12 protein-coding genes and 3 tRNA genes are annotated in these 13,656 nt (G+C 48.2%); 6 read left to right on the top strand and 9 right to left on the bottom strand.

The features are described from left to right. Window positions 1-244: 244 nt before the first annotated feature. The 8 genes from MHN31_RS21945 to xerD form a co-directional block, all read right to left on the bottom strand. A tRNA-Arg gene (locus tag MHN31_RS21945) sits at window positions 245-321 on the bottom strand. Between the two features lie 64 nt (window positions 322-385). Then, window positions 386-462: transfer RNA gene (locus MHN31_RS21950), tRNA-Arg, on the bottom strand. A 194-nt stretch (window positions 463-656) separates the two neighbouring features. Then, window positions 657-749 (bottom strand) — tRNA-Ser (locus tag MHN31_RS21955). A 559-nt stretch (window positions 750-1,308) separates the two neighbouring features. Next, window positions 1,309-2,850 (bottom strand): lysine--tRNA ligase, encoded by a 1,542-nt coding sequence (gene lysS, locus MHN31_RS21960; RefSeq protein WP_010386862.1) that lies wholly within the window; start codon window positions 2,848-2,850, stop codon window positions 1,309-1,311. Between the two features lie 27 nt (window positions 2,851-2,877). Beyond that, a protein-coding gene (prfB, locus tag MHN31_RS21965) for a peptide chain release factor 2 (RefSeq protein WP_125562743.1) occupies window positions 2,878-3,976 on the bottom strand; the annotation gives its coding sequence in 2 pieces (ribosomal slippage) (window positions 2,878-3,900 and window positions 3,902-3,976; 1,098 coding nt in all). Window positions 3,977-4,163: 187 nt separating this feature from the next. Then, entirely contained in the window at window positions 4,164-5,888 is a 1,725-nt protein-coding gene (gene recJ, locus MHN31_RS21970) for a single-stranded-DNA-specific exonuclease RecJ (protein ID WP_194867920.1), read from the bottom strand. 130 nt (window positions 5,889-6,018) lie between these two features. Beyond that, window positions 6,019-6,750 carry a bifunctional protein-disulfide isomerase/oxidoreductase DsbC gene (dsbC, locus tag MHN31_RS21975; protein ID WP_125562747.1) on the bottom strand — a complete coding sequence of 244 codons (732 nt, stop codon included), beginning with the start codon at window positions 6,748-6,750 and terminating at the stop codon, window positions 6,019-6,021. A 61-nt stretch (window positions 6,751-6,811) separates the two neighbouring features. Next, window positions 6,812-7,708, bottom strand: a complete 897-nt coding sequence (gene xerD, locus MHN31_RS21980; RefSeq protein ID WP_125562980.1) for a site-specific tyrosine recombinase XerD — start codon at window positions 7,706-7,708, stop codon at window positions 6,812-6,814. Between the two features lie 108 nt (window positions 7,709-7,816). Here xerD and fldB point away from each other — a divergent pair, with 108 nt between their 5' ends. Next, window positions 7,817-8,338: a flavodoxin FldB gene (fldB, locus tag MHN31_RS21985; protein ID WP_125562749.1), complete on the top strand. Its 522-nt coding sequence runs from the start codon at window positions 7,817-7,819 to the stop codon at window positions 8,336-8,338. Between the two features lie 184 nt (window positions 8,339-8,522). Then, window positions 8,523-8,696: a hypothetical protein gene (locus MHN31_RS21990; RefSeq protein ID WP_239445326.1), complete on the top strand. Its 174-nt coding sequence runs from the start codon at window positions 8,523-8,525 to the stop codon at window positions 8,694-8,696. A 63-nt stretch (window positions 8,697-8,759) separates the two neighbouring features. On the opposite strand, the gene MHN31_RS21995 is transcribed toward MHN31_RS21990, so the two are convergent. After that, window positions 8,760-9,773, bottom strand: coding sequence for an AraC family transcriptional regulator (locus MHN31_RS21995; RefSeq protein ID WP_239445327.1), 1,014 nt, complete (start codon window positions 9,771-9,773; stop codon window positions 8,760-8,762). 75 nt (window positions 9,774-9,848) lie between these two features. Here MHN31_RS21995 and MHN31_RS22000 point away from each other — a divergent pair, with 75 nt between their 5' ends. The 4 genes from MHN31_RS22000 to MHN31_RS22015 all read left to right on the top strand — a co-directional run bounded on the left by MHN31_RS22000 (window position 9,849) and on the right by MHN31_RS22015 (window position 13,647). Next, window positions 9,849-10,283 (top strand): SRPBCC family protein, encoded by a 435-nt coding sequence (locus MHN31_RS22000; RefSeq protein WP_125562753.1) that lies wholly within the window; start codon window positions 9,849-9,851, stop codon window positions 10,281-10,283. Then, on the top strand, window positions 10,270-11,085 hold the full coding sequence (locus MHN31_RS22005) for a sterol desaturase family protein (RefSeq protein WP_239445328.1): 816 nt from the start codon (window positions 10,270-10,272) through the stop codon (window positions 11,083-11,085). The genes MHN31_RS22000 and MHN31_RS22005 overlap by 14 nt, the downstream gene beginning before the upstream one ends. Window positions 11,086-11,253: 168 nt before the next feature. Beyond that, entirely contained in the window at window positions 11,254-12,300 is a 1,047-nt protein-coding gene (locus MHN31_RS22010; RefSeq protein ID WP_194867992.1) for an MBL fold metallo-hydrolase, read from the top strand. A 276-nt stretch (window positions 12,301-12,576) separates the two neighbouring features. Next, the gene (locus MHN31_RS22015) at window positions 12,577-13,647 is read left to right on the top strand and encodes an acyltransferase (RefSeq protein ID WP_239445329.1); all 1,071 of its coding nucleotides are present in this window, start codon (window positions 12,577-12,579) and stop codon (window positions 13,645-13,647) included. The last annotated feature ends 9 nt before the right edge of the window (window positions 13,648-13,656 follow it).

The following is a 13,656-nucleotide window of genomic DNA, read 5'->3' on the forward strand; positions in this document are numbered from 1 at the left end:
GTACTCTATCCAGCTGAAGTAACTCACACCAAATCTCAGACACAAAAAAACCGACTTTCGTCGGTTGATTGCTCACTTCCTGAAGAAGAAGTGGCGGACTCGGGACGTCTTTTGTGGAGAGTGAACCTCCGACCGCCTGGTTCGTAGCCAGGTACTCTATCCAGCTGAGCTACGCGTCCGTTGATCAATTCAATTTTACTACCTGAATTAGTGTAGTCTTTTTATTTAACCACTTAAGAGAAAGTGGCGGACGCGGGAGGATTCGAACCTCCGACCGCCTGGTTCGTAGCCAGGTACTCTATCCAGCTGAGCTACGCGTCCGTTGTTCAATTCTATTTTACTACCTGAATTGGTGTAGTCTTTTTATTTAACCACTTAAGAAAAGTGGCGGACGCGGGAGGATTCGAACCTCCGACCGCCTGGTTCGTAGCCAGGTACTCTATCCAGCTGAGCTACGCGTCCGTTTTATCATGTTTAACACTTGATATGTGCTTCTTTTTATTTAACCACTTAAGAGAAGTGGCGGACGCGGGAGGATTCGAACCTCCGACCGCCTGGTTCGTAGCCAGGTACTCTATCCAGCTGAGCTACGAGCCAGGTACTCTATCCAGCTGAGCTACGCGTCCGTTTTACTACAAAGACACCATTTTAATAAATGGCGGAGAAGGAGGGATTCGAACCCTCGATAGGGCTACAAACCCTATACTCCCTTAGCAGGGGAGCGCCTTCAGCCACTCGGCCACCTCTCCGTCTTTGTGGGGCGTATAATATAGAACCGTGAAAATATGTCAAATACTTTTCTTGTAAAAAAGCACTGTATGGTGATAGATTGTTCAGCTTGGCCTGTTTTAAGGCACTTTGTCGATTATTTTGTCATAAATTAGTCACTTTTAGGGCCTGACTGTATATTATAGTGGTCCAAAAGAGTTTGCTTACGCGTGCTTTCTTCAGCAATAAAGGCATCTACATAGCCTAAACGCTGAAATTCGCTGATACAGCTACGACAATAATTCATCCTGGCTTGTTCGTGCTGTGATTTTGATTTTTGTTGCGACATGGTCTGAGTTCATTTGCATCCTTTCATAACCAAAGCAGTATAGGCTAAAAAGCCTGATATGCCAGTCGTACCCAGCTAGCAACCATTCGCCAATAACACGTCGGTACACCTTCTCTGTGCCTAACCCCTGTTCTTACTGAAGTTTTATAAATATATTGAGAGTTCAACTGACGTTTAGCAGAGATGTCTTACATAGATAAAAGAAAAGCGCCTAAGGCGCTTTTCTCAATTGTACATTTAATGTAACCGGACTAGTCAGCCTGAGGTCGCATATGCGGGAACAGGATAACGTCTTTGATCGTCGGAGAGTCGGTAAATAGCATCACCAAACGGTCGATACCAATCCCTTCACCAGCCGTTGGCGGTAAGCCATACTCCAACGCGCGGATGTAGTCATCATCAAAGTGCATTGCTTCGTCGTCACCGGCGTCTTTCTCTTCAACCTGACGCGCAAAACGCGCAGCCTGATCTTCTGCATCATTGAGCTCCGAGAAGCCATTTGCCAGTTCACGTCCACCTACGAAGAATTCAAAACGATCAGTGATAAATGGGTTTTCATCATTACGACGTGCCAACGGTGATACTTCCCACGGGTATTCCGTGATGAAAGTTGGCTGGATCAGTTTATGCTCAGCGGTTTCTTCAAAGATTTCACATAAGAACTTACCGGCACCCCATACGCATTTTTCAGGGATCTTCACGTGTACTTTCTTCGCGTATGCCACCAACTCGTCAAAGTGGTTTTCTGGATCTTTAAAGATGTGCGCAGAGGCTTCAGCGTCAGGACCATATTTGATGATCGCATCAGCCATAGACAGGCGCTCAAACGCTTTACCAAAGTCGTACTCGATGGTCTCAAGGACTTCGCCTTCTGCGTTCTTGACTGTATTAGTCACAATGGTCGTGCCCAGTACATCCTGTGCAACGGTACGCAGCATGTCTTCTGTCAGGTTCATCAGATCTTTGTAATCTGCGTATGCCTGATAGAATTCAATCATAGTGAATTCCGGGTTGTGACGAGTCGACAGACCTTCGTTACGGAAGTTACGGTTGATCTCGAAGACGCGGTCAAAGCCACCAACCACCAGGCGCTTCAGGTAAAGCTCAGGTGCGATACGCAGATACATGTCGATGTCCAACGCATTATGGTGTGTCACAAACGGACGTGCCGTTGCACCGCCAGGGATCACTTGTAGCATTGGCGTTTCAACTTCCATAAAGTCACGTTCAGCCAGGAAGCGACGAATGCCTTCAATCACTTTAGAGCGAATACGGAAGGTCTCACGCGTTTCCATGTTAGTGATCAGATCAACGTAACGTTGACGATACTTGGCTTCCTGATCCGTTAAACCATGGAATTTCTCTGGTAGCGGACGCAGCGATTTAGTCAGTAGTTCATACTGAACCATATCAACATACAAGTCGCCTTTACCTGATTTGTGCAGCGGACCAGACACACCAATGATGTCACCAATGTCGAGCTGACCATATTTGGCTTTCAGCTCTTTTTGTACATCTTTAGACGCGTAAGCCTGGATACGGCCTTTCATGTCTTGCAGAACCAAAAATGGCCCACGTTTAGCAAGGATACGGCCAGCCACAGAGACCTGATGATCTAACTCAACCAGCTCTTCTTTAGACTTATCACCAAACTTAGCCTGTAGATCAGCCGTATAGTCTTCACGGCGGAAGGTGTTCGGATGGCCATTGGCACTGCAATTATCACGAATTGCATCCAATTTAGCACGACGCTCAGCAATGAGTTTATTCTCGTCTTGGATTTGCTCTGTCATTTTTTAGCTCTTAGTTTAGCTTGTTGATTATAGGCCTGATTTCAGGCTGGCTTCGATAAATTTGTCTAGATCACCGTCCAATACCGCCTGGGTATTACGGTTCTCAACACCGGTGCGCAGGTCTTTAATACGCGAGTCGTCCAGTACGTAAGAACGGATCTGGCTGCCCCAACCGATGTCAGATTTGGCATCTTCCTGAGCCTGCTTTTCCGCATTTTGCTTTTGCAGCTCAAGTTCAAACAGTTTTGCTTTTAACTGTTTCATTGCCTGATCTTTGTTTTTGTGCTGTGAACGGTCGTTCTGGCACTGCACCACAGTGTTCGTTGGCAAGTGCGTAATACGTACCGCAGACTCTGTCCGGTTAACGTGCTGACCACCCGCGCCCGAGGCACGATATACGTCGATACGCAAATCTGCCGGGTTGATGTCAATCTCAATGTTGTCATCAATTTCCGGGTATACGAATGCAGAGGCGAACGAGGTGTGACGACGACCGCCTGAGTCGAACGGGCTCTTGCGGACCAGGCGGTGTACACCGGTTTCTGTGCGCAACCAGCCATAAGCATACTCGCCGCTGACACGCAGTGTTGCGCCTTTGATACCTGCCACGTCACCATCTGTTGCTTCGACAATCTCAGTTTTGAACCCTTTGGCTTCTGCCCAGCGCAGATACATACGCAACAACATGTTGCACCAGTCCTGGGCTTCTGTACCACCGGAACCGGCTTGCAGATCGAGATAGGCATCATTGCTGTCTTGTGCGCCAGAGAACATACGGCGGAACTCCAGCTTTTCGAGCTGGGCATTCAGGCCTTGCACTTCTTGCTCAGCTTCAGCAAAAGTCTCTTCGTCTTCGGCTTCTACAGCCAGCTCAACCAGGCCTTCTGCATCATCTGCACCGCTCACCAGGTTGTCTATGGTTTCAACGATGGTTTCCAGACTGGATTTTTCGCGACCCAATGCCTGTGCCTTCTCAGGCTCATTCCAGACTGCTGGATCTTCCAGTTCCGCATTAACTTCTTCCAACCGCTCTTGTTTCAGAGCATAGTCAAAGATACCCCCGAAGAAGTTCAGTACGCTCGCGAATTTCCTTGATTTGATTAATCACAGGATTCACTTCAAACATTCACATTACTCCAATTTACGTGATGGTGACGCAGCCAATGGCCCACCTAAAGTGACCACCGGACTGAAAATTTTGCGACCACTGTGTATCAACACATTATGTAAGCGGTCTAAACGGCCAATACTAACAAATAATGGGCTCAGATATCAGCCCTTAAAGAGAACATTTTATACCTTTCTCGCAAATGTTAGCAGGCACGGATCTCCCGAACTATCAACTGCAAGGTAAACTTGCCTCTAAACTCATTGATATCCAGTTGATAAGCTAACTCCGCCATCTGTGCCGCGGTGTTTGGCCAGGCCCGCACATCTATGTTAAACGCAATCGCATCAACCAATTTACCGCTGGGGTGTTTAAGCACCAGCTTGAGATGTTTCTCACCGACAATGCGCTGCTGCACTAACTCGAACACGCCGCTGAATACCGGCTCAGGGAAATGCTGACCCCAGGGCCCAGCCTGCTGCAGTAACATTGCAAAGTCCATATTAAAACACTCAGCTGGTAACTCACCATCTGTCAGTAATACCGACTGCTTATGCTCTTCGCTGAGGGTCTCGCTGACCAGGGCCTCAAAGGTGCGTTTAAAGTCGCTAAAGTCGGCTTCTCTAATGGTCAAGCCGGCCGCCATCGCATGGCCACCGAATTTCACGATTAAGTCCGGATGGCGTGTATTTATCTGCTCCAGCAAATCACGCATATGCAAGCCTTCAATTGAGCGGCACGACCCTTTAATTTCGTCATTGTCGCCCTGAGCAAAAATAATCGCCGGGCGATGGTATTTTTCTTTGAGTCTGCCCGCCAGGATCCCAATCACCCCCTGATGCCAGTCATCCTGATATAAACATACCGCATCAGGAATACTCTGCTGCGCAGCAACCAAACGCTCAAGCACCGCCTGCGCTTCTTGCTGCATGCCCTGCTCTATCTCTCGTCGCTCCTGGTTTAGGCTATCCAATTGTGCGGCAATGCGCCGTGCCTGATGCTCTTCTTTAGACAGTAAACAAGCGATACCCAGACTCATATCGTCCAGTCGCCCTGCAGCATTCAATCTCGGTGCCAGTGCAAAACCAAAATCACTGGCGTTAAGCCGGGCTGCGGTGCGATTTGCCACTTCAATCAGAGCACGGATCCCAGGCCGGGTTTGCCCTTTGCGAATTCGCGCCAGTCCCTGATGTACTAAAGTACGGTTGTTGGCATCCAGGGCAACGACATCCGCGACCGTCCCCAAAGCAACTATATCCAGCAAGGATGCCAGGTTAGGCTGAGTCAGGCCCTGACGCTCAAAATAGCCCGAAGAGCGCAAATGATGACGAAATGCCACCAGCAAGTAAAACGCCACACCAACACCCGCAATCGATTTCGAGGGGAATTGGCAGTCGTGCCGATTAGGATTAACGATGGCGTCGGCATTGGGCAGTTGCTCACCCTGCAAATGATGATCGGTGACCAGAACAGCAATGCCAGCCTGTTTTACGATGTCTATGCCTGCCAGGCAAGAGATACCATTATCAACGGTGATCACCAGTTGTGGAGCAAGTTGAACTATTTGCTCCGCCAGTGCCGGACTTAGGCCATAACCCAGACTAAAACGGTCAGGAACCAGGTAGTCGACTTGCTGCAGACCAAACAGGCGCAGCCCCTCCATCAGCACAGCTGTGCTAGTTGCGCCATCGGCATCAAAGTCGCCCACAATGAGTATACTTTGCTGTTGCTGTAGTGCTGTTTCTAGTAAGGCACAGGCTTTATCCATGTCCCGGAACAAACGAAAATCCAGCAAAGTGGCGGCACTGTTATCAAGCTCTTGGGCCTCTTTTACACCCCTGGCGGCATAAATTTGTTTAATTACAGGGTGAAGATGGGTGGGTAAATGACTGTCATCGACACGTAATCTGGGTCGGATCTCTGTTTGCATAACACTCTCTGAACTACCTGATGACGTGAAGTAATACCAATTTGCTTAATTAAGTGAAATTGGTATAAACCTCCACAAAGCAAAAAAGGCCCGCAGGCCTTTTTAGAAACGCTGAGAGTATACCTCAGATTTAAGATTTTTTGCTCGCCTGGTCTAACATTTTTGCCAACGCGTCTGCCGGTTGATAACCCGGGATCATACTGCCGTCTTCAAGTACAATAGCCGGAGTACCGGAAATACCAAAACTCTGACCTAGCTGATAATGCTCAGCAACCGGTGCCTGACAATTCTTTGCATCCGCAATGGTGTTACCTGCTTTCGCTTCAGTCATGGCAGATGCAGCATCGTCAGCACACCAAACGTTCATCAGGCTCTTGTAACCGTTACCACTCAGGCCGCCACGGGGGAACGCAAGATACTTAACGGTGATGCCCGCCGCCAGATAATCATCCAGCTCACGGTGAAGTTTACGGCAATAGCCACAGGTTATGTCAGTAAAGACCGTGATTTGGTGTTTCTCATTTTCCGCCTTGTACACAATCATCGAATCCTGGTACTCAGCGACACCACTTTTACGTACACCACTGAGTGCATCCTCAGTGATATTACGACGGTTTGTCACATCAATCATGGTCCCCTGAACCAGATACTGACCATTGGGGCTTGCATAGAATACCCCTTTATCTGTGATCACAGTCTTAAGGCCCGAAATAGGGCTGTCTGATACACTCTTGACTGTTAAGCCCAGATCCGCAAATTGAGATGCGATGGGGCTAACCGCCATTGGTGAAACTTCTTTGATTGTCTCGGCAAAGGTACCGACACTAAAAGCGAGCGATGCTGCTAAAAGTAACTTTTTCATGTTTTTCTCGTAAAATTGCTCTTGTTAATCACTAGGACCGGATTACTGCAAATAAATTCCATCACGACCTAGGATGATGTTGCTGATGAAGCGATTTCAGTCGCTCACTGGCAACATGCGTATAAATCTGGGTTGTCGACAAATCGCTATGGCCTAACATCATTTGTACAACGCGGAGATCCGCCCCATGATTGAGCAAATGTGTTGCAAACGCATGACGCAACGTGTGTGGCGATAACGGTGACTTAACGTCTGCCAACATAGCATAGTGTTTGATGCGATGCCAAAAAGTTTGCCGGGTCATGCCGATACCACGCTTAGAGACGAAGACAAAGTCATTCGCATGTTTCACCATTTGAGCTCGTCCAACCTTTAGAAATTGTTCGACCCAGTGCAACGCTTCCTCTCCCATCGGAACCAGCCTTTCTTTGCCACCTTTACCGCGAACCAGCAAAACAGCCTGGCGCAGATTAATTTGCTCCATCCGCAGCCCCACCAGTTCTGTGACCCTTAATCCCGTCGCATACAACAATTCCAGCATCGCTTTGTCTCTAAGACCCATAGGATCTTCCACATCAGGTGCACTGAGCAGAGCTTCAACTTCCTGCTCACTGAGGGTTTTAGGCAACGATTGCGACAACTTGGGCTGCGCGATATGTGTCAAAGGGCTGGCAGGAAGCACCTGTTTGCTCACCCAATAGGCATAAAAGCGCTTGAGGGCACTCATTGCCCGCGCGGTACTGCGCGGTTTCAACCCCTGGTCGACCCGATAGGCCAGATAGGCCTCCACATCTGCGTTATTGATGGCCAACAATGGTTTATCATCGAGATGCGCCACAACATAACGGACAAACTTATCCAGGTCAGCCCGATAGGCAGCCAGGGTGTTGTCACTGAGTCCCTGCTCAAGAAAAAGCGCATCCAGGAAAGATTCAATCAGCTCACTGTTACTGTGCATGGCTGAGTCAGATAATTCTATATCGGTCACGGGCCGCCTGTATCAATTAGTTACACCATAAGGTAGACTTCGCGCCATATAATAACAGCCAATTGGGCGAAGACTACTATGCAGATCGGGTTATTTTATGGTTCAACTACCTGCTACACAGAAATGGCAGCAGAAAAGATGCAAGAGATCATGGGTAAAGACATCCTGTCGCTCCACAATATCAAAGACGAGCCTCTGAAAAATGCAGAGCAGTTCGACTTTGTGATCTTCGGTATCTCAACGTGGGACTTTGGCGAGTTACAAGAAGACTGGGAGTCTCACTGGGACGACATCGACCAGGTCAACCTCGCCGGGAAAACCATCGCATTATTTGGTATGGGTGATCAACAGGGCTATGGGCAATGGTTCCAGGACGCTCTGGGGATGCTACACGATAAAATTGCGCCACAGGGTGTCAATTTTCTTGGGTACTGGCCCAATAGCAGCGACTATGAGTTTGAAGCGTCCAAAGCACTGACTGAAGACAAAAGCCAGTTTGTGGGCCTGGCACTGGATGAAGACAGCCAGTACGAAAAAAGCGATGAACGTATTGCGGCATGGATTGAACAAATCATGACTCAATACAGCGAGTCATTGTAATTTATCCCCTCTCAGATCTGCCATACGCATTGTTGGCAGATCAAGCTCATCTCCCTTACATCCATTAACAAAAAATATATACAAATATCTCTTTATAGTTCAGTATGGATTTTGTACAGCAACTGCAATTTTGCCTTAGTCGCAGCAGCTGTCGCTCATTAACTCAATTATAAAAGGACTAATCATGAAGCTTAACCTAAACAAAAAGAACTATAAGAGCTTGTCTCAGCAACCACAATCAATCAACAACAAAATGACGCCACGTATCGGCGGTGGTCAGGGTGCATGTTCAGGCGGTGCAGCCTGTCATATGGACAAACAAATAGAAGGTGGTGGCTCTGTCTGTATCACTTGGTAAAACATGCAGAATAACGGGACTGTAAACGTCCCGTTTTATGTCATACTCCGTATCCAATCCTACTCAGGAATCCCCAGTGTTCTGCTTTCGTTTGCTGAACTTTCCCGGAGAACACCCAAACCAGCGCTTAAACGCCTTGTTAAAAGCCGCCTGTTCGTTAAACCCTAACTCTCTTGCCAGCTCGGCCAGTGGCATGGTGCCCAGTAAGTCTCGAGTCCGCCTGAGCCGCTCTTCGGTCAGTAACTGTGAGTAACTGGTATTACATTGCTTAAGCTGCCTTTGTACCTGACGCACCGATTTATTTAACTCACCAGCCAGCCTGTCCAGCTGACAATCACTGAGATCGCGACGGGCAACCAGCATAATACGAAGCTGTGTTGCCACGGTATGATGCTGCTGAAGTTGTGCCAGTGCTTTGTCTGACAGACGCTGTAACGCCTCATGCATAACGCAATTCGCCCGTCTGAAGGGCAAGGACAGATAAGCGCGCTGAAATACAATCTGATTGCAATGCTGACTACCAATCACAGGGCAACCGAACCACAGCGCCAGCTCTGAACACTCTGTGTTGTTCAAAGAACAGGTTAAGTAAACGCGCTCAGGCGCGACCTTTTGGGTTAACAAGGCACGCACTAAGGCAACCCAGGCGGTCATATTGCGCAAGATCACATGACGAGAGGTCCGTGAATTTGGTACCCAGTCAAGTACGGCCCAATCATGCTGTTGATGAAATTGTGCTTTTCCGATGCTGGCCACAAGCTGGTCATATCTGAGTAGCGCCATCAGCGCCTGATGCAAGTTTTCGCAGCTTTCAACCAGGTAGCCCAACACGCCATAATCTGCAGACTGGATCTGCTGGCCCAGGTGAAAACCAAACAAAGGATCTTTAGTCAGCTCAACCCCTACTTGCAATATCTGCTCATATTCAGCCAAAGGGATCCTCGCCCCCAGTTCAGCCTCCGTGTTACTTGCGTACTGATTGCTGTTTTCGTACAGCCAGCCTAATTGCTCCAGATAGAGCTGCACACTGGTGAAATAGTTTTTATCTAAAGTGTTTTCCATGTCGCATTTGGACAAAATTACGTCGCCTATTCGCAAGATTGCCAGATAAACCTCACTTACACTAGACAAAACTGTGAATAAGGAAAAGCCATGGTCAATGTTCGCTGCCACAGAGACATCGCCGCCACGCCGCATGAGGTAATGGAAACTCTGCTTGATCACCCAAGGTTAGATCGCTTTTTTAATGCCCAGTTCAAAGTCGTGCACAGTGCTGTACATCCAGCCATTCGGGGTGGCAGTGGCTGTATTCGCGAAGTACGTATGCTGGGGCTCAGATTCTATGAACAGATCCAGCATGCCGACCCAGGTTCAATTCGCTATCAAATCGTCGGTGATTTCCCAGTGAAAAAACACCAGGGTGAGATCCGGCTGCGTCAAATCGACAATAACACCTCAACCCGGATTGATTACCATGTGCGCTTTGCTCCACCCTGGTACCTGCCAGGCTTTATTATTCGCCACCTGATCACCCGTGACATCAACCTCGCACTGACGCGTCTGGAGGCCAGTTATGCTGTCCGTTGAGTGGATCTTGCTACTACTCAGTCCAGTCTTTGTGATTGCCATAGTGCTGGAATATCGCATCGCTCCCGGACACTATCGCCTCAAAGACAGTCTGCACAACGTGATACTCGCCTTACTCCATCAGGGCGCTGATCTGTTGGCATTGAGTGTGCTAATGCCGCTGTTCTATTGGTTGCATCAATTCGCGCTGTTTGAAGTTCCCCTCACAGTTCTGACTGTAGCTGGCGCTTTCTTACTGCAAGATTTTCTATACTACTGGTTTCATCGTGCCTCACACAAAGTACACTGGCTGTGGTTAGCACATGTGGTCCACCATAGCTCTGAACACATGAACTTTTCAACGGCCTTTCGCCAAAGTTTACTCTATCCCTTTGTTGGCATGTGGCTATTCTGGACCCCGATGATCATACTCGGCTTTGTGCCTGAGCTGGTTCTTGCCGTCGTGGCCATTAACCTCGCTTTTCAGTTTTTTGTTCATACTCAGCTGGTTGGTCAACTGGGCTGGCTGGAGCGAGTATTTAATACCCCCACACATCACCGTATTCATCACGCCAGCAACGCCTGCTATCTCGACAAAAACTTTGCAGGCGTGTTGATCATCTGGGACAAACTGTTTGGCACCTACACGGATGTGCAACCTCATGAACGGATCCGTTATGGTATTACCGGTAGTGCACCACAAGATACGCTGCTATCTATCAATTTCCATGAGTGTCGGATATTGCTCTGCAAACTTGAAAAAGCGAATGGATTCAAAGAGAAGCTAAATCAACTGTTGTCTTCACCACGGCATTTTGAGTAGGCAACAGCAGCCACAGCCCACATAGTTCATCAAAAAAAGACACTTAATAGTTTACTTTTCCACCCAAAAAAGTAAACTGCACAGTGTAGTTTACTTTTGGATCACACAATGAAAAAGTGGTTGGTTATTTTTGCCATCATGTTTGGCGCTATTACAGGGGGCTGTTCTATGATCTCTAATCTTAATGCACAAGTGCCATCTCAGGGTTACCAGTCTGAGCATTTTCAACAAGGCCGGTTTAAAAACCTACACCCGACTATGCCTGCCAGCCTGAGCAAAACGTTGGCTATCACCTGGCGGTTTTTTACCGAGGCCAAAGTTGCCGCTGAGCCTGAGCAAAGATTGCCTGTCTCAAAGTTAACCCGCGCGGAGTTAAACGCTTTACCAGATGTTGGCGTGCATATCATTAAACTCGGACATTCTTCGGTACTACTGAAAGTGAATGGGGCTTACTGGCTGTTGGACCCGGTTTTCTCCGAACGTGCTTCTCCCTTTTCATTCATAGGGCCAAGCCGCTTTCATCAACCACCTATCTCGCTTGATGAATTGCCTCCCATTGATAAAGTGCTGATCTCTCACAATCATTATGATCACCTGGATAAACAGGCGGTCAAACAACTCAATGCAAAAACGACTCAGTTTTTAGTGCCACTTGGCGTTGAAGGGGATTTGATCCGCTGGGGTATCGAGGCTGAAAAAATTCATTCATTTGACTGGTGGCAAGAGCTGCATGATCAGGACGTGATGGTGGCATTTACCCCTACCCAACACTTTTCCGGGCGTGGCCTCAGTGATGCAAACCGCACATTGTGGGGCTCCTGGGTCATAAAAACCGACCATGAACGTCTTTATTTTAGCGGCGACTCTGGCTACTTCCCCGGTTTCAAAGATATTGGCGAGCGCTATGGTCCCTTTGATTACACACTGATAGAAACGGGAGCCTATGATGCCGACTGGGCCGATATTCATATGACTCCGGAGCAAAGCGTACAAGCGCATCTGGATCTACGCGGCAAAATTATGATCCCTATCCACAACGGAACCTTTGACCTGGCCTTTCATAGCTGGTATGACCCTCTGGAGCGTGTACATAGCGCAGCGCAGCAGCAAGGTGTTGTGCTCAACACACCGACGCCCGGAGAAATCATCACCATTAATCAGGCCTATTTAAATCAAACCTGGTGGCAATCACTAATGGCGCAAGTGAACCGCTAAAACCAACCTGAGACCCTCGTCACTGGCACTTATGTCGTGCTTGATGTTTGGCGAGGGTTTCACTATTTCACAAGTGCCTGTAATGACAACTTAAACGTCTTTGCATCAAAAACCCGCAGCCTCCTCAGTAAGGAGTTATTTCACTCTCTGTATGCAACTGACAACCTGTCACACGCATGAAAATGTTTCACGCGCATTTGTGGCTAATTTATAGACAAACAACCATCCTCTCTCTCATCATAACTGCCACTATAAAAACAATTAAGGAAAGCTGTTATGACACAACGCGTCTATGAACTGGACCTGCTGCGTTTTATTTGTGCGCTGGGTGTCGTGATCTTTCACTACACCTACACCGGGCATATGGAAGGGTTTGCTCCAATCGCCGACTTTGAGGCAGTCCGTGAAGTCACTCGCTATACCTATATGGGTATTAACTTTTTCTTTGTCATCAGCGGATTTGTGATCTTGATGAGCCTGCAAGGGCGCACACTCAGGGAGTTCTTAACCGCGCGTTTTATCAGGCTTTACCCTGCCTACTGGGCAGCATTGACCATCACTGCGCTGGCCACTTTGCTCTGGGGCAAAGATGTGTTTAACATCTCGCTTGGGCAGTACCTGACCAACCTGACCATGGCACAGGAACTATTTTCCGTTGCATCGCTGGATAGCGCTTACTGGACACTGTACATCGAGCTCAAGTTTTATCTGTGTATGGTCTTGCTTGTCGCATGCGGGCTTATGCCCTATCTAAAAGCCATACTGGTCCTGGTTCTGAGCGTCAGTTTGCTTGCGCTGTTTTTGCCCTGGAGTAGTAACATCAATATGTTTGTGGCGATGTTTCCGCACTGGAGTGGCTACTTTGCCTGTGGTTGCGTGTTTTATCTTGTACGCCGTGATGGATTGAACTGGCAAGGTGCAGGTCTGCTGGTACTCTCGCTGGCATTTATGCTGACACAGTCGGTGTTGTTTGGTGCGTTGATGCAAAGCTGGTTTAATATTCCCTTTAACGGACCCATTATCGCCCTCATCAATGGGATATTCTTTGCGCTGCTGTGCCTGACCGCCCTGGCAAAACGCCACCCGTTCAGATTTCGTCGCTGGTATTACCTGGGTATACTCACCTATCCTTTGTACCTACTCCATCAGCATCTGGGTTACATGCTGTTTAACCGCTTTGGCAACGAACACAACATTGCCAGTCTGGTTGTGTTCACCACACTTGGCATGATAGTACTGGCAGGATTACTCCATTATGGGATTGAAAAGCCCATGGCACGCTGGCTAACACAGCACACCAAAAGCAGTGTTCAGCCTGAACAAGTGGCTAACCGAGCTTCACTGTAGCCACCTTAA

The sequence above is a fragment of the Pseudoalteromonas sp. McH1-42 genome, assembly GCF_022347845.1.
GTDB lineage: Bacteria > Pseudomonadota > Gammaproteobacteria > Enterobacterales > Alteromonadaceae > Pseudoalteromonas > Pseudoalteromonas rubra_D.